This is a genomic window from Nonomuraea sp. NPDC001831 (assembly GCF_042892035.1).
Classification (GTDB): Bacteria; Actinomycetota; Actinomycetes; order Streptosporangiales; family Streptosporangiaceae; genus Nonomuraea.
The window spans coordinates 171480-191029 of record NZ_JBIATU010000009.1 but is presented as its reverse complement, the minus strand read 5'-3'; the positions used below and the strand labels follow the sequence as shown (position 1 = coordinate 191029).

Sequence of the window (19550 nt, the reverse complement as noted above, 5' to 3'; positions counted from 1 at the left end):
CGACGACGTACAGATGGTGACGACATCATCACCCAAGGTGAGTGAATTTCGTGGGACCTTAGGGAACTCGCGCCAGTCGCCACCCCGGAAAGCATCAGCTTTGGGACGTGCGGGAAGATCTGAGGCATGACTGCGTTCGACGACCTGTATGCCGCCAACGCGAAGTACGCCAAGGACTTCGGCGACTCCGGGCTCACCGGCCGGGCAGCCCGCGGGCTTGCCGTGGTGACCTGCATGGACTCCCGCATCGACCCGCTGGGCCTGCTGGGCCTGCAGCCCGGCGACGCCAAGATCCTGCGCAACGCCGGCGCGCGGGTCACCGACGACGTGCTGCGCACGCTGGTGCTCGCCGTGTACCTGCTCGGCGTCGAACGCGTCCTGGTCATGCCGCACACCGACTGCGGGATGACCAAGGTGACGGACGCCGACGTGCACGACCTGACCAGCGCCCGCGGGGTGGACACGCGCAGCCTGGAGTTCCACACCGTCCCCGACCAGGGCGAGGCGCTGCGCCACGACCTCACCCGCATCCGCACGACCCCGTTCCTGCCCGCCGACATGCCGGTGACGGGCGCGATCTACGACGTGCGCACGGGCCTGCTCACGCCGGTCGGCGACTGATCTCGCCGCGTTCGCGCTGGAAGGTGGCGTACAGCCACCACAGCGACGGCACCAGCAGGACCGCGCCGACGGCCAGCGAGCCCAGGCTGGCCCCCAGCACCGCGTCGGTGGCCGCGGCCTGGTCGAGGGTGAGGCCGGGGAGCAGCACGGGGTACTGCCCCACGCCCCAGCCCCACAGCAGACCGGTCACGGCCAGCGCGGCGCTGAGACGTACCGCCAGATAGGCCCGCCGCCACAGCAGCACCAGCGAGGCCAGCCCGGCCAGCACCGACAGCGCCAGCAGCGGCAGGGCGCGGCCGGTGGTCAGCTCGGCGAACAGGGCGGGCGCGTCGGCGCGCAGCACGAGCAGGCTCACCGCCGCCAGCACGCCGACCACCGCTCCGCAGCCCAGCGCCCGTCGCCGGAACTCCTCGGCCAGGTCCTCCTGGCCGCCGCGCTGGGCGTCGCGGGTCAGGTAGACGGCGGCCAGGTACGCGGCCGTGCCGACGCCCAGCGCGCCGACCGCCATCGACGTGGGGTTGACCCAGCTCCCGACCAGGTCGCCCTTGGCGACGCCGGGCGGCACCCGGCCGGAGGCGATGCCGCCCGCCGCCGCGCCGAGGAAGAACGGGGTCACCACCGAGGAGAAGGCGAAGGTCGCGCCGAACAGCCGCCGCTGCCAGAGCCGCGAGGAGACCTTGCGGAACGCGAACGCCGCGCCGCGCCCGATCACGCCCAGCGCCACCAGCGTGAGCGGGATGTAGAGGGTGGAGGCGACCGAGGCGAACACCGACGGCACGCCGGTCCAGGCCAGCACGATCACGAAGATCAACCAGACGTGGTTGGCCTCCCAGACCGGCCCGATGGAGTGCTCCACCAGATCCCGCCGCCGCCGGCCGCGCTCGGCGCCGCCCGCCAGCAGGTCCCAGACGCCGCCGCCGAAGTCGGCGCCCCCGAACAGGACGTAGGCCGTCAGCCCGACCCACAGGACGGCCAGCATGATCTGCGGCAGCGGCATCGTCACACGACCTTGTAGCCGGTGACGTCGCGCTCCTGCGGCGCCAGCGGCACGGGCACGTCGCGGGCCAGGCGGCGCAGCACGTACACGGTGGCGGCGGTCAGGACCACGTAGACCGCCGTGACCAGCGCGAACCCGTACACCAGGCCCGGCGCGGGGTTGACCGCCTCGGCCGTGCGCATCACCCGGAACACGATCCACGGCTGACGTCCGACCTCCGTGACCACCCAGCCGCTCTCCAGCGCCAGCACGGCGGCCACGCCCGACAGCGCGGCGGCACGCAGGAACCATGGGGACTCCGGCAGGTCACGCCGCCGTTTCCAGGACAGCGCGAGGCAGGCCCCGAGCAGCAGCAGCCCGAAGCCCACCAGCACCATGATCTGGAACGCCCAGTGCACCATGTTGACCGGCGGCCAGTCGGCGGGCGGCACCTCCTCCAGGCCGGCGATCTCCGCGTGCGGGTTCCAGTGGGCCAGCAGGGACAGGCCGTAGGGGATCTCCAGGGCGTACCTCAGCTCGCCGTCCACCGCGATCCCGCCCAGGTGCAGCGGCACGTCCCGGCCCGTACGGAACACGCCCTCCATGGCGGCCAGCTTGACCGGCTGGTACTCGGCCACGAAGTGCGCGGCCCAGTCGCCGACGCCGATCTGCACGGGCGTGACGGCCGCCGCGACCGTGAGCGGCAGCAGCAGGCCGAGCCGGTGGTAGCGGTCGCGGCGGCCGCGCAGCATGGCGACCGCGTACACGCCGGCCATCAGGAAACCGGCCACCATGAACGCCGCCAGGATCATGTGCACCGTCTGGGGCGGGGTGGCCCGGTTGAACATCGCCGCCCATGGATCGACGGCCACGATCCGGCCGTCCGCGACCTCGTACCCGGTGGGCTGCTGCATCCAGGCGTTGGCGGCGACCACGAAGAACGCGCTGGCCACCCCCGCCAGCACGATCGGGATCCCGGTCAGCAGGTGCGCGACGGGCCGCAGGCGGTCCCAGGCGTACAGGTAGATGCCGAGGAAGATGGCCTCGACGAAGAACGCGATGCCCTCCAGCGAGAACGGCAGGCCGATGACCTCGCCGTACACGCCCATCATGCCCGGCCACAGGAGGCCCATCTCGAACGACAGGATCGTCCCGGAGACCGCGCCGACCGCGAACAGCACCCCGAGCGCCCTGGCCCAGCGCCGCGCCAGCAACCGGTAGTTGTTGTCCCCGGTGCGATGCCCCCGCCACTCGGCCAGCAGGGTGATGGCGGGCATGCCGACGCCGAGACAGGCGATGATGATGTGCCAGCCGAGCGACAACGCCATCTGCATGCGCGCCGCCCCCAGATCCACCGCCGCCCCCGCGACCGCCCCCATCGCCGCCCCCACTCCCTGCCCATCGGGCCGTCCGTTTCGTGGGGGATCTGGCATGACTCGTTCCCGGAGGTGATCCGCGAAACGGCTGCGTCCCGCCCGTACCCCGCCGGCCCGTGGATGACACTAGGTAACTGACGCTCACCATCCCGAGGGGCGACGCCCCCGCACCGCCGCAGCCGGAGCCCTGACCACAGCGGCGGCGGGCCGAACCCGACCGCCCCGCAAGAACCGAGCCCGAGACCGGAGAACCGCCAGGTCTAGAAGCGGCCACCCGCCGCCGGCAAGGACTCATGCGCCAAGAGCACTCAAGCCCAACAGCCATCCCACTGGCGCACCTCAGCACGCCAGCCTGCTCCCCGGGCTCTCCGCCTCAACCGCTCCAGATGACGCCCCGGCGGCGGCCGACCGTGCCTGGCCGCCCTTACATCCCGGCGCCCAATGACGGCTTGTTCTCACTCACGGCCCTCTGGCCGACATGACGCCCCCCCATGGCCCAGCTTGCCCGATGCCGGAGGCACGGCCTGTCCCCTCGCGCCTCGAACCAGCCCTTGCCGTACCGAACGTGTAGCGCCCGCCCGTCCGCCGGGAGGTGCGCAGCTTGAGACGCCGAGGGCCCTGTAAGAGCTTCGTTGGGCGGCCCTGCACCGGACCGGCGCTGCGCCTCAAGGCCCTCAGAGGCTCAGGCTGGGTTCGAGGTCTACAACTGGGGCCCCTGGCGCTCCATGGGCGTTCTGGAGGCTCCCTGAGGCCTTCTGGCGCGGCTTGATGTGGCGGGCGGGCTTCTTGGTGTTGCGGTGCGCTGGAGTATGAGGGCTGACGGCCCGGCTGGGCGCGCGTCGAGGCAGGCGAGGGCGTGCAGTGCCCGGCCGGGGCCGCTCAGCCCTCCAGGGCGTACTGCAAGGGGGGGAGTGATCAGAGGGGAGGAGCAAGGGACCCGACACGATCCCGGCGCCCTGTCTCAAGGGGCCCTTTCCTCAGCCGGAAATGGTTCGTCGCCCTGCCGATGAGGTTGAAGCCCGGTAGCGCCGCAGGCATGGGCGCCAGGCCCCCAGGATCCGGGAGCTTCCGTGCGCCGGCGTAGTCGAAACCCGGGGCCAGGCATGTGACCCCGGGTGGGCGCTTCAAGGCTCAGGCGTCGATGTGGTCGCGGTCGACCTCGGCCGCGCTGCTGACGATGAACTCCCGTCGCGGCGCCACGTCGCTCCCCATCAGCAGGCTGAAGATGGCCTCGGCCCCCTCGGCATCCTCGATGCGCACCCGGCGCAGCACACGGTGCCGCGGGTCCATCGTGGTCTCGGCGAGCTGGTCGGCGTCCATCTCCCCCAGGCCCTTGTACCGCTGCACCGGGTCCTTCCAGCGCTTGCCCCGCCGCTCCAGGTCGCGCAGGACCTTCTGCAGCTCGGCGTCGGAGTAGCAGTAGATGTACTTCTCCTTGCCGCGACCGGGGTTGGTCAGCTCGATGCGGTGCAGCGGCGGCACGGCCGCGAACACCCGGCCGGCTTCCACCATCGGCCGCATGTAGCGGTGGAACAGGGTGAGCAGCAGGCAGCGGATGTGCGCGCCGTCGACGTCGGCGTCGGCCATGAGGATGACCTTGCCGTAGCGGGCCGCCTCGATGTCGAACGAACGCCCCGACCCGGCCCCCACCACCTGGATGATCGCGGCGCACTCGGCGTTCTTGAGCATGTCGCTCACGGACGCCTTCTGCACGTTGAGGATCTTGCCGCGGATCGGCAGCAGCGCCTGGAACTCGGAGTCGCGGGCCAGCTTGGCCGTGCCGAGCGCGGAGTCGCCCTCGACGATGAACAGCTCGCTGCGGTCGACGGCGTCGCTGCGGCAGTCGACCAGCTTGGCGGGCAGCGCGGAGTTCTCCAGGGCGCTCTTGCGCCGCTGGTTGTCGCGGTGCTCCCGGGCCGCGATGCGGGCCTTGGCGGCGGCGACGATCTTCTCCAGCACGGCCCGCAGCGGCTGCTTGAACCCGCGCGGCGGGTTGGCGAACAGCTCCTTGAGCTCGCGCGAGACCACGTGGGAGACGATGCGGGTGGCCGCGGAGGTGCCGAGCACCTCCTTGGTCTGCCCCTCGAACTGCGGCTCGGGCACCCGGACGGTGACCACGCCGGTCAGCCCCTCGGAGATGTCCTCCTTGTTGACCGGGTCGTCACCGCTCTTCAGCAGCCGGGTCTCGCGCAGCAGCTCGTTGATCGTGCGGACCAGGCCGCGCTCGAAACCGGTCAGGTGGGTGCCGCCCTTGGGCGTGGCGATCACGTTGACGAACGAGCGCACGGTCGACTCGTAACCCTTGCCCCACCGGACCGCCACGTCGACGGTGAGCTCGCGCTGCACCTCGGTGGGCGTCATGTGGCCCTGGTCGTCGAGGACCGGCACGGTCTCGTGGAAGTGGCCCACGCCCTGCAGCCGCAGCACCTCGCAGACGGGCTCGTCGCGGGCCAGGAACTCGGTGAACTCGGAGATGCCGCCGTCGAAGCGGAACTCCTCGCCGGTGCGCTCCTCGCCCCTGCTGTCGAAGACCGCGAGGGTCAGGCCGGGCACCAGGAACGCGGTCTGCCGCAGGCGCACGTGGATCTCGTCGAGCGAGACCTCGGCGTCGGGCAGGAAGATCTGCTTGTCGGCCCAGAAGCGCACGCGGGTGCCCGTGACGTTCTTGGGCAGGTTGCCGCCGATCCGCAGCCCGGACTTCTTCTTGAACTTGGCCGTGGGCCCGTCGCCATCGAAGACGCCGGGCACGCCGCGCCTGAAGCTGATCTCGTGGACCCGGCCGTCGAGGTCGACCTCGACGTCGAGCCGCGAGGACAGGGCGTTGACCACGGAGGCGCCCACGCCGTGGAGGCCGCCGGAGGCGCCGTAGGAGCCGCTGCCGAACTTGCCGCCGGCATGAAGCTTGGTGTAGACGAGCTCGACACCGGCCAGGCCGGTCTTGGGGTGGATGTCAACGGGGATGCCGCGGCCGTTGTCCCGCACCTCGATGGAGCCGTCGGCGTAGAGCTCGACCTCGATGCGGTCGCAGTGGCCGGCCAGGGCCTCGTCGACCCCGTTGTCCACGATCTCCCAGAGGCAGTGCATGAGCCCGCGGCTGTCGGTGGACCCGATGTACATGCCCGGCCGCTTGCGTACGGCCTCGAGGCCCTCAAGCACCGACAGGTGACGAGCTGTGTAACCCGCCTCCACTACCGTCACTCTTGCTCCCCTGGTCTAAGCATCGAACACGTGTGCGTAGCCTACCGTTCTTCCCTCAGGCGCGCGTACAAGCTTGCCATGGCGACACGTTTGCCGTTACCAACCGGCTGATCACCATTACTTTCGGACACATTCTGCTCTGGGCGTAGCGAGGCGGAGGTTGGGAACGTCCACGTCCGGTTAGATGTTGTCTCAAGTGACTGACGCCAGATCCTCGCTTCGGCGGGGGTGACCCGAAAGGCGATACGTGACTGGAGCTCTCGCCCCCGTTAAGCCGCTGACGGCCCTCGACCGCTGCGACCGCTGCGGCGCCCAGGCCTACATTCGCGCGACCCTGCCTGTTGGTGGGGAGCTGCTGTTCTGCGCCCACCATGGGCGTCAGCACGTCGCAGCGCTGCGCGAAAAGGGCGCCGACATCCTGGACGAGTCGGCTCGCCTCAGCGAAACCCCGTCAATGAACCCCAACGACGACCGCTGACGCGTTCGTTGTGATCACATAACCACATATTGCACGACCAGTTCGGCGATCCCGGCGCACCACGCCGGGGTCGCCGTTCTGCGTTCAGCCCCGTCCAGTGGGCTGCCCAGGCCGCCCCCAGCCGGTGGCCCAGGCGCCCGCCAGCGGCGACTCAGGTCGTACGCACGTAGTCGTCCAGGCCGCGCAGGCGGTAGTTGGAGTCACCCCTGCAGTGGCCCACGGGGCACGCAGGCAGTTGCTCAGGCCGCACGCGTGTAGTGACCCAGGGCGCACCCAGGCGGTGACTCGGGCGACGCGCAGATGGTGTCCAGGGCACGCGCAGGGGGAGCTCAGGCCGCACGCATTGATCCCGCCCGTGTGCACACGGTGGCCCCGGGCCGCGCACAGGCGGTGACTCAAGCGACGCGCAGGCAGGTCCTCAGACCGCACACGCATTGGTCCCGGCCGTATGCAGGTAGTGGCCCCGGATCGCGCACAGGCGGGTGGCTCAGGCGACGCGTGTGCGGTGGTCCAAGGCACACTCAGGGGGTGTTCAGGCCGCACGCATTGGTCCCGGCCCTGTGCAGGCAGAGGCCCCGGATCGTGCGCAGGTGGTGGTTCGGGCCGGGGCCGCCGTACACCAGGCCCCCCGCATGGTGGTCAGGGCTGCATGCAGGCTGAGCCCCTCCCCGGTTCTGGCCGCGAACGTCCTGGTCCAGGGCCTTTGTGCGCCCTGGGTCAGAGTGTCCGCACGCGGTAGTGGTAGCGGCCGACGGTCTGGAAACCCTCACCGCGGTACAAAGCCTGAGCCCCGTGATTGGGCTCGGTGGTGACCAGATACGCGCTCTTCGCCCCGGTATGCCTGGTCAGGGCACGCAACACCGTACGGGCCAGCCCGCGCCGCCGGGCCTGCGGCAACGTCGCCATGCAGAAGATCCCCGCCGTGTCCCCCTGCGGCACGACCCGGCCGACCGCGACCGGCACGCCGTCCTCCTCGACGGCCCCGTACCAGGCGGGCACGCCGGTGCAGATACGGGCGGCCTCCTCCAGGCCGGCGCCGTACCGGCCGTCCACGGACCACCAGGTCTCCAGCCATTCCGGCCACGGATGGTCCTCGATCCGCACCGGGCCGCCCGGCTCGGCCGACGGCGATCCGGCCATGATGACCGTCGGATCGACCAGCTCGTACCCTCTGCGGGCCAGCTCGGCGTCCAGACCGGCCCAGGTGCCGGGGCCGACGGAGAAGGCGCAGCTGTGTCCCCGCTCGCCGTAGAACGCCTCGGCGGCGCCGATCGCGGCGTCCAGGTCGGCGGGGGCGTTCAGGGCGAGCACCGAATTCGCCCGTTTGGTCACGCCGCCGGCGGAACGCAGCACCCAGCCGTCGTGGACACGCTGCTCGTAGGCCGGCCACGCCTGGTGCACCAGCAGGTCGACGTTCATCCGCGCAGCCTAGCCGACCAGCGCGAACACCCTCTGACCGGCCCGTTAGGGTGTGGGGTTGTGCTGATTCTGCTGCCGCCGTCCGAAGGAAAGGCCGCCGAGGGGAGCGGTCCGCCGCTCGGCGAGCTGTCCTTCCCCAAGCTCGACCGTGCCCGCAAGCGGGTCGTGACCGCGCTCATCCGGGCCTCCAAGCGCCGCGACGCCGCGCAGGTGCTCGGGCTGACGCCCGGTCTGGCGGGCGAGGCGGCCAAGAACACGGTGGTGAGGACCGCCCCCACCCTTCCCGCCGCCGACCTCTACACCGGCGTCCTGTACGACAACCTCGGCCTGAACACCCTGGACGAGGCCGCCAGGGCCAGGGCGGAGGAGTCCGTGCTGATCTTCTCCGGCCTGTGGGGCGTGTTGCGCGTCTCCGACCGGGTGCCCCCGTACCGCCTGTCGATGGGCGTCAGCCTGCCGCCGCTGGGCGGCCTGGCCGCCTACTGGCGCACGCACCTGGCCAAGGAGCTGGACCGGATGCCGGGGCTGGTGGTGGACCTGCGCTCGGCCACGTACGCGGGGGCGTGGCAGCCCGGCGACCGGTCGGTGTCGGTACGCGTCTTCCGCGACGGCAAGGTCGTCAGCCACATGGCCAAGGCCACCCGGGGCGAGATCGCCCGCGTCCTGCTCCAGCAGGAGGAGGCCCCCGGCACGCCGGGCGAGCTGGCCAAGACCCTCGGCAACCTGGGCTGGACGGTCGACCTCGCCGAGCCCGCGCGGACGAACCGCCCCTGGCTCCTCGACGTGCACGTCACCGACCCGGCCTGACGTCCCCGGAAAACGGCGATCGCCCCGCCCGGAGGGTTCCGGACGGGGCGATCGACGAGGTGGCTCCTAGTCCAGGTAGTCGCGCAGAACCTGGGACCGGGACGGGTGACGCAGCTTGGACATGGTCTTCGACTCGATCTGGCGGATGCGCTCACGGGTGACCCCGTAAACCTTGCCGATCTCGTCGAGCGTCTTCGGCTGCCCGTCGGTGAGGCCGAACCGCATCGACACGACGCCCGCCTCGCGCTCCGACAACGTGTCGAGAACGGAGTGCAGCTGCTCCTGCAGCAGCGTGAAGCTGACGGCGTCGGCCGGCACGATGGCCTCGGAGTCCTCGATGAGGTCACCGAACTCGCTGTCGCCCTCCTCACCCAGCGGGGTGTGGAGGGAGATGGGCTCGCGGCCGTACTTCTGGACCTCGACGACCTTCTCGGGCGTCATGTCCAGCTCGCGGGCCAGCTCTTCCGGCGTGGGCTCGCGGCCGAGGTCCTGCAGCATCTGCCGCTGGACGCGGGCCAGCTTGTTGATCACTTCGACCATGTGGACCGGGATGCGGATGGTCCGCGCCTGGTCGGCCATGGCACGCGTGATCGCCTGCCGGATCCACCACGTGGCGTAGGTGGAGAACTTGTAGCCCTTGGTGTAGTCGAACTTCTCCACGGCCCTGATCAGGCCGAGGTTGCCCTCCTGGATCAGGTCGAGGAACAGCATGCCGCGCCCGGTGTAGCGCTTGGCCAGCGAGACCACGAGCCGGAGGTTGGCCTCCAGCAGGTGGTTCTTGGCCCGGCGGCCGTCTTCGGCGATCCATTCGAGCTCGGCCCGGACGTCGACCGGCAGGCTCTCGGTCTCGCCGCCGCCGAGCTGCTCCTCGGCGAACAGACCCGCCTCGATGCGCTTGGCCAGCTCGACCTCCTGCTCGGCGTTGAGCAGGGGGACCTTGCCGATCTGCTTGAGGTAGTCCTTCACCGGGTCGGCGGTGGCGCCGGCGGCGGCCACCTGGGCGACCGGGGCGTCGTCGTCGTCGTCGGACAGGATGAGGACCTCGTCCTCGGTCTTGTCCGCGGTGGCGGCGACGACGTCGGCGGCCTTGGGCTCGTCGTCGGAGTCGTCGTCGGAGTCGGAGTCACCCTCGGAGTCGGCGTCGTCCTCGGCCACGATGTCGTCGACCTCGATGTCCTCGAGGTCCTCCAGCTCCACGTCGCCGTCGAGCTCGAGATCGTCGTCGTCGTCCGCGTCGGTCGCCTTGAGGCCCTCGGGTGCCTTCGGCTTGGTCTCGGCAGGCCCAGCGCTGACTTCTGGCTTGGCCTTCTTGGCGGCGGCCGGAGCCGCCTTCTTCGGAGCGGGAGCGGCCTTCTTGGCCGGAGCCGGCTTCTTGGCGGCCGGCTCGGCCTCAGCGGCGCCCACGACCGCGGTCACGGTCTCGGGCTGCTGCTCTTTGGCGGCCGCTGCCGTCTTGGTCTTGACGGGGGCAGCGGTGCGGCGCTTTGCTGGACCACGAGACTTCTTCGGCGCAGCCGAATCCGCGGCGGTCACCACCACGGTCACGCCCTCTTTGCTGAGGTTCCGCAAGAACGCGGCGGCGTGCGACATGGGGATGTCCGCCTCCTCGAAGGCCTGACGGACATCCTCAGACTCGAGGAAACCCTGCGAGCGCCCACGCTCGAGCAGTCGCTGAATGACGGGCTCGTTCAGCTCTTGTGGCTTCGAGCGAGTCGAACTTGCAGGCGACACGAACACCTCTCGAACGAACGCGTGGCGACAATGGACCCAGATGCCCGCTGGGGGCTGTTGCCTCTCTCGGAGATCGGTGAGGCCGTGCGAAGCGCGACGGACCTGACACAGCATTGTGGCACGACCCCGCACTCCATACGGCCACCTCCCGGCGGTTGTCCTCCACCCTAGGCCGACCAAGACAGTAGTGCGTACGTAAGCGGGGCACTGATACCCGAAAGCAACCGTTATGACTGTTTCATTCAGTCACTCTTCGTGGCCGGTGGGACGTGAATTGCGAGCGCGGTAACGTCATCATCCTGTTCATATCCAGACAACATCCGGTCAACCAGGAAGTCCAGCAACATGTGCGGACTGCTGACCACCTCAGGCGGCGCTTCGGTCACAACACTGCAAATCTCTGCGAGACCGGCGTCAAGCCCTCGCTTCCTGTTCTCCACGAGACCGTCTGAGTAGAGCACCGCGGTGTGTCCCGGCGGCACCACGAACCGGAACTGGCGGCGGCTGGTCGGCCAGCCGAGCGGCGTGCCGGGCTCGGCGTCGCACAGGATCGCCGTGCCCTGGGGCGAGACGAGGACGGGCGGCGGGTGGCCGGCCATGGCCAGCGTGCCCTCGCCGGTGACCGGCTCGACGACCATGTAGGCCAGCGTGGTGACCTGCTCCTCCTCTTCCGTGGCCTCGAAGACCCGGTCGAGGCCCGTGAGCACGGCCGCGGGCGGCGGGTTGGTGAGCGCGAGCGCCCGCATCGCGTTGCGGATGCGGCCCATGCCCGCCGCGGCCTTGACGCCCTTGCCCATGACGTCGCCGACGACCGCCGCGACACGCCCGTCCTGCAGGACGAACGCGTCGTACCAGTCGCCGCCGACCTGGACGTGGCGGCTGCCCGAACGGAAGCGCTGGGCCAGCACCAGGCCCTTGACCACGGGCAGGCGGTCGGGCAGCAGGCTGCGCTGCAGCGTCTCGGCCGTGCGGTGCTCGCGCTCGAAGAGCGTGGCCCGCTCGACGGCCAGGGCGCACTGCCCGGCCAGCGCCTCCAGGAAGACGCCGTCCTCCTGGGAGATCTTCTGCGGGCGCGTGAACGAGAAGCGCAGCGCGCCGAGCGCCCGGCCGGCGGCCAGCAGCGGCAGGCCGACCCAGGCGCGCTCGTCGCCCTGGCTGATGAACCCGGCGAGGGCCTCCTCGTCGTCGCCGGCCTCCAGCAGCTGGGCCTTCAGCGACTCGGGCGACTCGGCGAAGACCGGACGGCGGCTGTTGACGGCCATCGTCATCACGTTGGAGTGGGACAGCGGGATCTCGTCGCCCGAGCCCTGGACCTCGGGGATGCCCTCGCCGTTGACCAGCTTGAGCGCGGCGCGGTCGGTGTCGAGCAGCGCCACGGCCGAGCGGTCGGCGGCCAGGGCGGTGCGGCCGACGTCGATGATGACCTGGACGACCTGCTCGACCGTCAGGGCCTCGGCGAGCTGGGCCGTCGCGCCCTGAAGCCGGGCGGTGCGCAGGGCGGCGGCGCCGAGCTGGTCGGTCAGCCTGCCGCGCATCTCCTCGGCCTCGCGCTGCGGGGTGACGTCGGTGTTGGCGCCGACCCACTCCACGACCCTGCCGTGCCTGATGATCGGCACCGCGCGCACCTCGAAGTGGCGGTAGCCGCTGGCCCGGGTGCGGACCCGGTAGTTCCACTCGAACATCGTGCGGCCGCGCAGCGCCTCGCGCCAGGCCTCCTCGGTCTGCTGGCGCTCCTCGGGGTGGACGACCTCCAGCCAGCCGTTGGCGAGGTACTCCTCCAGCCCCTGGCCGGTGATGGCGCGCCACTGGGGAGCGTCCTCGACGACGGCGCCCGTGGGCGAGGTGATCCAGACGAGCTGGGACTGCGCCTCGACCAGCGAGCGGTAACGCTCCTCGCTGCGGCGCAGCGCCTCCTCGGTCTGCCGGCTCTCGGTCACGTCGAGGCCCACCAGCGCGATGGCGCGCAGCTCGCCGGCCTCGTCGTGGACCGGCGAGAACGACAGCGACCAGTGGCGGGTGTCGCCCTCGGCGGACCGCACGCGCACGCGGCCCTCGGTGACCGGCGCGTCGCTCTCGATGACGGCCTGGACCGCGTGGGTGATGATCTGGCTCAGGTCGGCCGCCAGCACCTCGACCGGCAGGCGGCCCACCAGGCGCTCGGCGGGCACGCTGACGACGTCGCTGAACACGTCGTTGACCCGCTGGACGCGGCCATCGCCGTCGAAGAACGCGAAGGCGAACTCGGCCTCCGACAGCATGCCCTTGAACAGGGCGGAGTCTGAGATGTCCACATCCGACTCCCGGGGACGGGGAACGGAGGTCTCGGCGCTCATGGTCGGCACCTCCGTCGCGTGCCAGGGTCTCCCACGCGGCACATCTCCATAACTGTGTATCGGCGTAGCGCAGCTCCGGGCGACCGGATTCTGCAGTACATCATCGGCGATGGGCATGCGCCGACGGAAGCCCCCGCCGCCGCCCGGTCGCCATAAGGGTCAACGCATCCTGTCAAAGTCGCTCCACATTGCGCAGCAAGATCAGGTTACTCGCCCTTGGCCGCGCGCTTGGCCTCCTGCTTGGCGGCGCGCACCCGGCCCAGGCTGTCGGTGTCGACCACGTCGGCGACCGAACGGTATGACCCCTCCTCGCCGTAGAGTCCGGCTGCCTCACGCCAGCCTGACGGCTGGACCCCCAGCTGCTTGCCCAGCAATGCCAAAAAGATCTGGGCCTTCTGCTTGCCGTATCCCGGAAGGGCCTGCAGTCGTTTCAACAAGTCTTTCCCGTCGGCCGCGTCGCTCCAGATGAGCTCGGGCCGCCCGTCGTAGTGTTCGACGAGGTAGGCGGCGAGCTGCTGGACGCGGGCGGCCATCGACTTGGGGTAGCGGTGCACGGCCGGCTTCTGCGCCAGGAGCGCGGCGAACGCCTCGGGGTCGCAGGCGGCGATCTCCTCGGCGGTCAGGTCGTGCCCCAGCCGCTCCGAGATGGTGTACGGCCCCGTGAACGCCCATTCCATGGGAATCTGCTGGTCGAGCAGCATGCCGACGAGCAGGGCGAGCGGGCTGCGGCCGAGGAGCTCGTCTGCCTCGTCCCGCTGGGCGAGCTGGATGCGCATGGAAACAGCTTTGCACGAGAAGCGAACACAGGCGCCTCAGAGCCTTGACACAAGGCCGAGAAAAGATGAAATGGGAGCGCAAGTCACCCTGCATACGTTCCTGGGGGTTTGCTCCCGGGTCTCCAGAGGAATCTCACATCTATGCTCGCTCTGGCCACACGCTTCCTCAGGGAGCCGGTCAGTCTCCGGCTGGCCGAAGAGTTCCTGACCGTACCCGTGGACACGATCGACCGGTGCGTGGCCGACGTGTGCGCGTGCGCCGAGCATCTCGGCGTCCCGCCCACACCGGAGGTCGTGGAGCGCATCGCGCGCGAGCACCTGCTCGCCATCGTGAACTCCGCCCCGCCGCCCCGAAGTCCCCGCTGATCGCGGCTCCACCGATAACATCGGGGTCACCAGGCCGAGTTCTCTTCACCGTTTGCGCCTGGAATACGAGAGAGTGAGGGCGTGCGCCGACACCGACGAGATCCCCGGGAGAGCAGCCCGCCCGACGACGTGTTCCAGGAGATGGTGCAGGCGGCCCGCGAGCTGCTCGCGGTGCGCAGCCCTCTCGACGCGGAGCTGATGGTCTCAGACATGATCGGGGCCTGGTGGGGCAGGCGGGTCAGGGGCGGTGACGTGGAGCAGGTCCTCGGGGAGGGCCTGGTCGACTACGCGGCCAAGGCCGGCACCCCGGCCTCCCTGACGCTGCTGGTGTGCCTGGCCTACCTGGGCACCGCCCGCCAGGGCGCCAAGGCCGAGGGCGCGGCGCTGGCGATGATGGAGTCGGGCGTGGCCAGGCCGGGCTGGGCCGACAAGGTCGGCGCGGTCAAGCCCACCGGCTGCTACGTCTCCCGCGACGCCTACGGCGACCAGGACACGGTGATCTGCACGTTCGCCTACCGATGGAACGAGGCATCGGCGCCGAGCGACCGGCACGCGCTGGTCGTGGTCGTCGACCACAACATGAACGGCATGGCCCGCGACGCGTGGGTGTCCTCGCACGTCGACAAGCTGCTGGAGCAGGCCAGGGCCGAGGCGGCGGGCAACCCGATGCTGCTGTTCGAGGAGATCCAGCCCGAGCAGGCCAGGGCGCTGCTGGAGTCGGCCATGAAGGCCACCAGGGAGCCCAAGACGCCGCCGCCGGTGAGCGAGAGCTACAGCGCCTACCACGCCTTCGCCCGCGCCCGGCTCAAGGCGCTGCCGCCGGGCCGCAAACGTCCGGCGCCGCTGCACATCGAGGCCCCCTACAGCCGCGAGCGGCGGGCCATGCTGGCCGCCGAGTTCCTGGCCTCCGACGCGGCCGAGCACCTGTCCGACCCGTCGGCGGCCTCGCGCTGCGCCGACCACATCATCGACTACGGCTGCGAGCGCGACTTCAACCGGCCGCTGCGGGTCAGCCCGACCAAGTGCGAGACGTTCCTGCTCGACTGGCTGCCGCGCAAGGTGATGCTCAGCGTGGCCGAGCAGGAGGCGATGCCGCACGTGCTGTCGGCGTGGGTGCGCTTCGCCGCGCGCCGCACCGGCCTGCCCGAGCAGGGGCTCAAGGCCACGCTCGACGCGGTGTGGGAGGCCACGGGCAAGTTCCCCGAGGCCTACCGCGACCCCACGTCGTTCGGGCTGGACCGGCCGCTGCTGGAGCGGCTGCTGCCCGACGGCGACCTGTCGGCGCTGGCCCGGCGGGTGTTCGCGTTCCCCTACCTGCAGGGCGTGCACAACGGCATCGACCTCGACCGGCTCAACCCGGCCGACGAGGCCGACCGGCGCACGTTACTGGAGATCGACCACGGCGGCGTGATCGACCAGGAGCACCTGGCCTGGCACGAGGAGATCGCGACCCGGCTGTGGGACGGCGACCCGCCCCAGCTGTGGGAGGCCGCCCAGCGCCTGCTCGACCTCGGCCACGACCGCCACGACGTGCTCCACGTGCTGATCGAGATCGCCGAGCGCATCGGCGGCGACCCCGACGAGCTGGCCGCCGCGCTCGACGACATCGCCGACATCCCCGACGAGATCTAGAGTCCGTCCCATGTCGATGTACCGCCGGCTGGCCATGGGCCGCTACCTCGCCTCCGAGCACACCCAGGGGCCGTGGGACCCGAGTTCCCAGCACATGGGCCCGGTGACCGCCCTGATGGTCCACGAGCTCGACCGCACCGCGCCGCTGCCCGGCCTGGCGCTGTCCAGGCTGGCGGTCGACGTGTTCGCCCCGGTGCCCGTGGCCGAGCTGGAGATCGTCACCGACGTCGTGCGCGACGGCAAGCGGGTGCAGTGCCTGTCGGCGGCCGTGTTGTCCGGCGGGCGCGAGTACGCCAGGGCCACCGCGTGGCGCATCCGCGAGACCGACACGCCCGCCACGCCCGTCGCCGGGCCGCCCGCGCCCGTGCCGCCGCCCTCGCCCGAGCACGCGGCGTCCTACCTGGTGTCGGGTTTCGGCTACGGCAGGGCGTTCGACTGGCGGTTCGCCCGCGGCGGCCCGATGCTGACCGGCCCGGCCACGGTGTGGGGCAGGCTGACCGTGCCGCTGGTGGAGGGCGAGGAGATCACCCCGCTCGAACGGCTGGCCGCGTTCGCCGACAGCGGCAACGGCGTCAGCCCGGCCCTCGACTTCGCCACCCACGTGTTCGTCAACGTCGACCTGACGATCTCGCTGTTCCGCACGCCGGTGGGCGAGTGGACCTGCATGGACGCGGCCACCGCGATCGGCCCCTCCGGCCGCGGCCTGACCCGCACCACCCTGTACGACGAGCGCGGCGAAGTCGGCACGGCGACTCAGACATTGTTCGTCGCGCCGAGGTAGCGCTGCGTCATGATGGTGGGATGGTGATCGACCTCAACGCCGACCTCGGTGAGGGTTTCGGCATCTGGCGGCTCGGCGACGACCTCGCGCTGCTCGACATCGTCACCAGCGCCAACGTCGCCTGCGGCTTCCACGCCGGCGACCCCGTGACGATCAGGCGCACGTGCGCCGCGGCCGTCGACCGCGGCGTGTCGATCGGCGCCCAGGTGTCCTACCGCGACCTGGCCCACTTCGGCCGCAGGGAGATGGAGGTCGAGCCCGAGGAGCTGTGCGCCGAGGTGCTCTACCAGCTCGCGGCCGTCGACGGCGTCGCCAGGGCGATGGGCGGCCGGGTCTCCTACGTCAAGCCGCACGGCGCCCTGTACAACCGGGTCTGCCGCGACGAGGTGCAGGCGGCGGCGGTCATCGACGCCGTGGCCGACTACGACCCGTCGCTGCCGGTGCTGACGCTGCCGGTCTCGGCGGTGCACGGGGTGGCCGCGGCGGCGGGCGTCCCGACGGTGAGCGAGGCGTTCGCCGACCGGGCGTACACGGCGGCGGGGGCGCTGGTGCCGCGGCGCGAGGCGGGCGCGGTGATCCACGACGCCGCGGCGGTGACCGAACGGGCCCGCCGGATGGCCCTGGAGGGCTCTGTGACGGCCGTCGACGGCAGTACGGTGTCCGTCTCCGCCCGGTCGCTGTGCGTCCACGGAGACACCCCTGACGCCGTCGGGCTCGCCCGTGCCGTGCGCAACGACCTGCTGGCGGCCGGAGTGGTCCTGCAGGCGTTCGCGTGATCCGTCCGGTGGGAGAGCACGCGCTGCTCGTCGAGACCGGGTCACTGGCGGCCTCCCATCGGCTCGACGCGGCCCTGCGGGCCGAGCGGCCCGACGGGGTCGTGGAGGTCGTGCCGGGGCCGGAGACCGTGCTCGTGGTGGCGCCGGGCGCCGATCCGGGGCGGTTGCGGGCCAGGCTGGCGGCCTTGGCCGGATCGGCGGCCGGGGCGGTCGGGCCGGTTCCCGACGCCGGGCCGGCGGTGACGATTCCCGTCGTCTATGACGGGGCCGATCTCGATTCCGTCGCGGCGCTGGCCGGGATCTCGGCCGAGGAGGTGGTCGCCCGGCACACCGGGCGCGAGCTGGTGGTCGGGTGGCTGGGGTTCGCGCCGGGGTTCGCCTACCTGACCGGGCTCGACCCGGTGCTGGAGGTGCCCCGGCTGGACACGCCGCGCACGTCGGTGCCGGCCGGCTCGGTGGCGGTCGCGGGGCCGTACGCGGCGGTCTACCCGACCGCCTCGCCCGGCGGGTGGCGGCTGCTGGGACGCACGGCGACGCGGGTGTGGGACGTGACGGCCGAGCCGCCGTCGTTGTTCCGGCCGGGGATGCGCGTGCGGTTCGAGCGCGCATGATCGAGGTGATCGCGCCCGGGCCCTACGCGACCGTCCAGGATCTGGGGCGGCCCGGTCTGGCCCATCTGGGCGTCCCGCGCTCGGGGGCGGCCGACGCGCCGAGCCTGCGGCTGGCCAACCGGCTGGTGGGCAACCGCGAGGACGCGGCGGCCATCGAGGTGACGTTCGGGCTGGCGCGGCTGCGGTTCCACGAGGGCGCGTGGGCGGCGCTGACCGGCGCGCCGGCGCAGGCGCGGATGGGGGCGCCGTTCTGGGTGCCGCCGGGGGGCGAGCTGCGGCTGGGGACGCCGGGGTGGGGGCTGCGCACGTACGTGGCGGTGCGCGGCGGCATCGCGGTCGAGCCGGTGCTGGGCAGCCGGTCCACCGACTCGCTGTCGGGGCTCGGCCCCGAGCCGTTGCGGGCCGGGACGCTGCTGCCGGTGGGCGGGTCCGCCGCCGGGGAGATCTCGGTGGACCTGGCGCCGCCGCCGGGGCCCGCGCCCGCCGTGCTGCGGGTGCTCGCCGGGCCGCGGGACGACTGGTTCGTCCCGGGGGCGCTGGAGGCGCTGTGCGGGGGGCCGTACGAGGTGAGCCAGGACAGCAACCGCGTCGGGGTGCGGCTGCGCGGGCCCGAGCTGAGGCGGGCCAGGAAGGGCGAGCTGCCGAGCGAGGGCATGGTCACCGGCGCGGTGCAGGTGCCGCCGAGCGGGCAGCCGATCGTGTTCCTCGCCGACCACCCGCCCACGGGCGGCTACCCGGTGATCGCGGTGGTGCGGCAGGCCGACCTGCCGGTCGCGGCGCAGCTGCGGCCCGGCGACCAGGTGCGCTTCACAACGCGACCTGGCCTCTGACGCAGGTGACGACCGACCCGCCGACCCACACGTCCCGCTCGTCGGCGGTGATCCGCACGCGCCCGGCCCGGCCCAGCACGGTCCCCTGCCCCGCCGTGTACGGCGCCTTCACCCGCCCCGTGCGCAGCAGGAACTGCGCCAGGGACGCGTGCAGGCTGCCGGTCACCGGATCCTCGACGTCGGGGGCGAACACGCGCACCTCGTACTCGTACGGCGAGCCCTCCGGGCAGGGCCCCGCCACGCCGACCATGTGCTCGATCGCGCCCGGCCGCAGCTCCAGCACCTCGTCGGCGGCCGCGAGCAGGACGACCACCCAGCCGGGCCCGTTGTCGGCCCACTCGACGGCCAGCATGCGCTCGCGGCCGATGCGCAGGGTCTCGGCCAGCCGCTCGGCCAGCTCCTCCTCGACCGGCCCCGACCGCAGCAGCTCGGGGGCGGCGAAGGCGAGCCCGTCCGCGGTCCTGCGCACCCGGATCAGCCCGGCCTCGCACTCCTGGACGATCTCCGCCGCGTCGCGCGGCCGGCCGCCGCCCTCCAGCCAGGCGTGGCAGGTGCCGAGCGTGGGATGCCCGGCGAAGGGCAGCTCGCCGCCCCCGGTGAAGATCCGCACCCGGTAGTCGGCGCCGGGCACGGTCGGGGGCAGCACGAACGTCGTCTCGGACAGGTTCGTCCAGGCGGCGAAGCGCCGCATCTCCTCGGTGTCCAGCCCTCGGCCGTCGAGCACGACCGCGAGCGGGTTGCCGCGATAAGGGACGGAGGTGAACACGTCGACCTGACGGAATGCACGTTGCATACGCGCAGTCTGGCCGACGGGTCTTCCGCCGGTAACCCCGCGCGCT

Annotated in this window: 17 protein-coding genes; 9 read left to right on the top strand and 8 right to left on the bottom strand. The window is 71.7% G+C overall.

Going from position 1 to position 19550, the window contains the following annotated elements; genetic code table 11:
- Positions 1 to 126: 126 nt before the first annotated feature.
- Positions 127 to 621: a carbonic anhydrase gene (locus ACFYYW_RS28205; protein WP_358284263.1), complete on the top strand. Its 495-nt coding sequence runs from the start codon at positions 127 to 129 to the stop codon at positions 619 to 621.
- On the opposite strand, the gene ACFYYW_RS28200 is transcribed toward ACFYYW_RS28205, so the two are convergent.
- The 3 genes from ACFYYW_RS28200 to ACFYYW_RS28190 form a co-directional block, all read right to left on the bottom strand.
- Positions 602 to 1618, bottom strand: a complete 1017-nt coding sequence (locus tag ACFYYW_RS28200) for a cytochrome d ubiquinol oxidase subunit II (protein WP_352327650.1) — start codon at positions 1616 to 1618, stop codon at positions 602 to 604. The genes ACFYYW_RS28205 and ACFYYW_RS28200 overlap by 20 nt on opposite strands.
- A 2-nt stretch (positions 1619 to 1620) precedes the next feature.
- Positions 1621 to 2976 carry a cytochrome ubiquinol oxidase subunit I gene (locus tag ACFYYW_RS28195; RefSeq protein WP_387652814.1) on the bottom strand — a complete coding sequence of 452 codons (1356 nt, stop codon included), beginning with the start codon at positions 2974 to 2976 and terminating at the stop codon, positions 1621 to 1623.
- 1128 nt (positions 2977 to 4104) lie between these two features.
- On the bottom strand, positions 4105 to 6171 hold the full coding sequence (locus ACFYYW_RS28190) for a DNA topoisomerase IV subunit B (RefSeq protein WP_352327648.1): 2067 nt from the start codon (positions 6169 to 6171) through the stop codon (positions 4105 to 4107).
- Positions 6172 to 6418: 247 nt separating this feature from the next.
- On the opposite strand from ACFYYW_RS28190, the gene ACFYYW_RS28185 reads away from it, so the two are divergent.
- Positions 6419 to 6649 carry a hypothetical protein gene (locus ACFYYW_RS28185; protein ID WP_125639804.1) on the top strand — a complete coding sequence of 77 codons (231 nt, stop codon included), beginning with the start codon at positions 6419 to 6421 and terminating at the stop codon, positions 6647 to 6649.
- A 717-nt stretch (positions 6650 to 7366) separates the two neighbouring features.
- On the opposite strand, the gene ACFYYW_RS28180 is transcribed toward ACFYYW_RS28185, so the two are convergent.
- The gene (locus ACFYYW_RS28180; RefSeq protein WP_387652811.1) at positions 7367 to 8068 is read right to left on the bottom strand and encodes a GNAT family N-acetyltransferase; all 702 of its coding nucleotides are present in this window, start codon (positions 8066 to 8068) and stop codon (positions 7367 to 7369) included.
- Positions 8069 to 8128: 60 nt separating this feature from the next.
- On the opposite strand from ACFYYW_RS28180, the gene ACFYYW_RS28175 reads away from it, so the two are divergent.
- A complete protein-coding gene (locus ACFYYW_RS28175; RefSeq protein WP_387652809.1) occupies positions 8129 to 8875 on the top strand; it encodes a YaaA family protein in 747 nt (248 codons plus the stop codon).
- Positions 8876 to 8941: 66 nt separating this feature from the next.
- Here the strand turns inward: ACFYYW_RS28175 and ACFYYW_RS28170 are convergent, their stop codons facing one another.
- From ACFYYW_RS28170 to ACFYYW_RS28160, 3 genes are all read right to left on the bottom strand, one after another.
- Positions 8942 to 10606, bottom strand: a complete 1665-nt coding sequence (locus tag ACFYYW_RS28170) for an RNA polymerase sigma factor (protein ID WP_352329757.1) — start codon at positions 10604 to 10606, stop codon at positions 8942 to 8944.
- A 242-nt stretch (positions 10607 to 10848) separates the two neighbouring features.
- On the bottom strand, positions 10849 to 12939 hold the full coding sequence (locus ACFYYW_RS28165) for a SpoIIE family protein phosphatase (RefSeq protein ID WP_352329755.1): 2091 nt from the start codon (positions 12937 to 12939) through the stop codon (positions 10849 to 10851).
- 206 nt (positions 12940 to 13145) lie between these two features.
- Positions 13146 to 13715: an HhH-GPD-type base excision DNA repair protein gene (locus tag ACFYYW_RS28160; RefSeq protein ID WP_352329753.1), complete on the bottom strand. Its 570-nt coding sequence runs from the start codon at positions 13713 to 13715 to the stop codon at positions 13146 to 13148.
- Between the two features lie 141 nt (positions 13716 to 13856).
- Between ACFYYW_RS28160 and ACFYYW_RS28155 the strand changes: the two genes are divergently transcribed.
- From ACFYYW_RS28155 to ACFYYW_RS28130, 6 genes are all read left to right on the top strand, one after another.
- Complete coding sequence (locus ACFYYW_RS28155) at positions 13857 to 14081, top strand: hypothetical protein (RefSeq protein WP_125639785.1); 225 nt, start codon at positions 13857 to 13859, stop codon at positions 14079 to 14081.
- Between the two features lie 141 nt (positions 14082 to 14222).
- Positions 14223 to 15713 carry a hypothetical protein gene (locus ACFYYW_RS28150; RefSeq protein WP_364415810.1) on the top strand — a complete coding sequence of 497 codons (1491 nt, stop codon included), beginning with the start codon at positions 14223 to 14225 and terminating at the stop codon, positions 15711 to 15713.
- A gap of 10 nt (positions 15714 to 15723) precedes the next feature.
- Positions 15724 to 16494, top strand: coding sequence for a thioesterase family protein (locus ACFYYW_RS28145; protein ID WP_387652805.1), 771 nt, complete (start codon positions 15724 to 15726; stop codon positions 16492 to 16494).
- A 20-nt stretch (positions 16495 to 16514) separates the two neighbouring features.
- Positions 16515 to 17270: a 5-oxoprolinase subunit PxpA gene (locus ACFYYW_RS28140; protein WP_352326841.1), complete on the top strand. Its 756-nt coding sequence runs from the start codon at positions 16515 to 16517 to the stop codon at positions 17268 to 17270.
- On the top strand, positions 17267 to 17881 hold the full coding sequence (locus ACFYYW_RS28135; protein WP_387652802.1) for an allophanate hydrolase subunit 1: 615 nt from the start codon (positions 17267 to 17269) through the stop codon (positions 17879 to 17881). Before ACFYYW_RS28140 ends, ACFYYW_RS28135 begins: the two co-directional genes overlap by 4 nt.
- Positions 17878 to 18711 carry a biotin-dependent carboxyltransferase family protein gene (locus tag ACFYYW_RS28130; protein WP_387652800.1) on the top strand — a complete coding sequence of 278 codons (834 nt, stop codon included), beginning with the start codon at positions 17878 to 17880 and terminating at the stop codon, positions 18709 to 18711. The genes ACFYYW_RS28135 and ACFYYW_RS28130 overlap by 4 nt, the downstream gene beginning before the upstream one ends.
- Here ACFYYW_RS28130 and ACFYYW_RS28125 read toward each other — a convergent pair.
- Entirely contained in the window at positions 18689 to 19504 is an 816-nt protein-coding gene (locus tag ACFYYW_RS28125) for a PhzF family phenazine biosynthesis protein (protein WP_387652798.1), read from the bottom strand. The two genes, ACFYYW_RS28130 and ACFYYW_RS28125, sit on opposite strands and share 23 nt — an antisense overlap.
- Positions 19505 to 19550 lie beyond the last annotated feature (46 nt).

Excerpts from the sequence above, each read along its gene's own strand:
- ACFYYW_RS28195 (WP_387652814.1), bottom strand. The coding sequence starts at position 2,976 with ATGGGGGCGGTCGCGGGGGCGGCGGTGGATCTGGGGGCGGCGCGCATG.
- ACFYYW_RS28140 (WP_352326841.1), top strand. The coding sequence starts at position 16,515 with ATGGTGATCGACCTCAACGCCGACCTCGGTGAGGGTTTCGGCATCTGG.
- ACFYYW_RS28155 (WP_125639785.1), top strand. The coding sequence starts at position 13,857 with ATGCTCGCTCTGGCCACACGCTTCCTCAGGGAGCCGGTCAGTCTCCGG.
- ACFYYW_RS28200 (WP_352327650.1), bottom strand. The coding sequence starts at position 1,618 with ATGCCGCTGCCGCAGATCATGCTGGCCGTCCTGTGGGTCGGGCTGACG.
- ACFYYW_RS28165 (WP_352329755.1), bottom strand. The coding sequence starts at position 12,939 with ATGAGCGCCGAGACCTCCGTTCCCCGTCCCCGGGAGTCGGATGTGGAC.
- ACFYYW_RS28125 (WP_387652798.1), bottom strand. The coding sequence starts at position 19,504 with ATGCAACGTGCATTCCGTCAGGTCGACGTGTTCACCTCCGTCCCTTAT.
- ACFYYW_RS28180 (WP_387652811.1), bottom strand. The coding sequence starts at position 8,068 with ATGAACGTCGACCTGCTGGTGCACCAGGCGTGGCCGGCCTACGAGCAG.
- ACFYYW_RS28205 (WP_358284263.1), top strand. The coding sequence starts at position 127 with ATGACTGCGTTCGACGACCTGTATGCCGCCAACGCGAAGTACGCCAAG.
- ACFYYW_RS28130 (WP_387652800.1), top strand. The coding sequence starts at position 17,878 with ATGATCGAGGTGATCGCGCCCGGGCCCTACGCGACCGTCCAGGATCTG.
- ACFYYW_RS28160 (WP_352329753.1), bottom strand. The coding sequence starts at position 13,715 with ATGCGCATCCAGCTCGCCCAGCGGGACGAGGCAGACGAGCTCCTCGGC.
- ACFYYW_RS28145 (WP_387652805.1), top strand. The coding sequence starts at position 15,724 with ATGTCGATGTACCGCCGGCTGGCCATGGGCCGCTACCTCGCCTCCGAG.
- ACFYYW_RS28150 (WP_364415810.1), top strand. The coding sequence starts at position 14,223 with ATGGTGCAGGCGGCCCGCGAGCTGCTCGCGGTGCGCAGCCCTCTCGAC.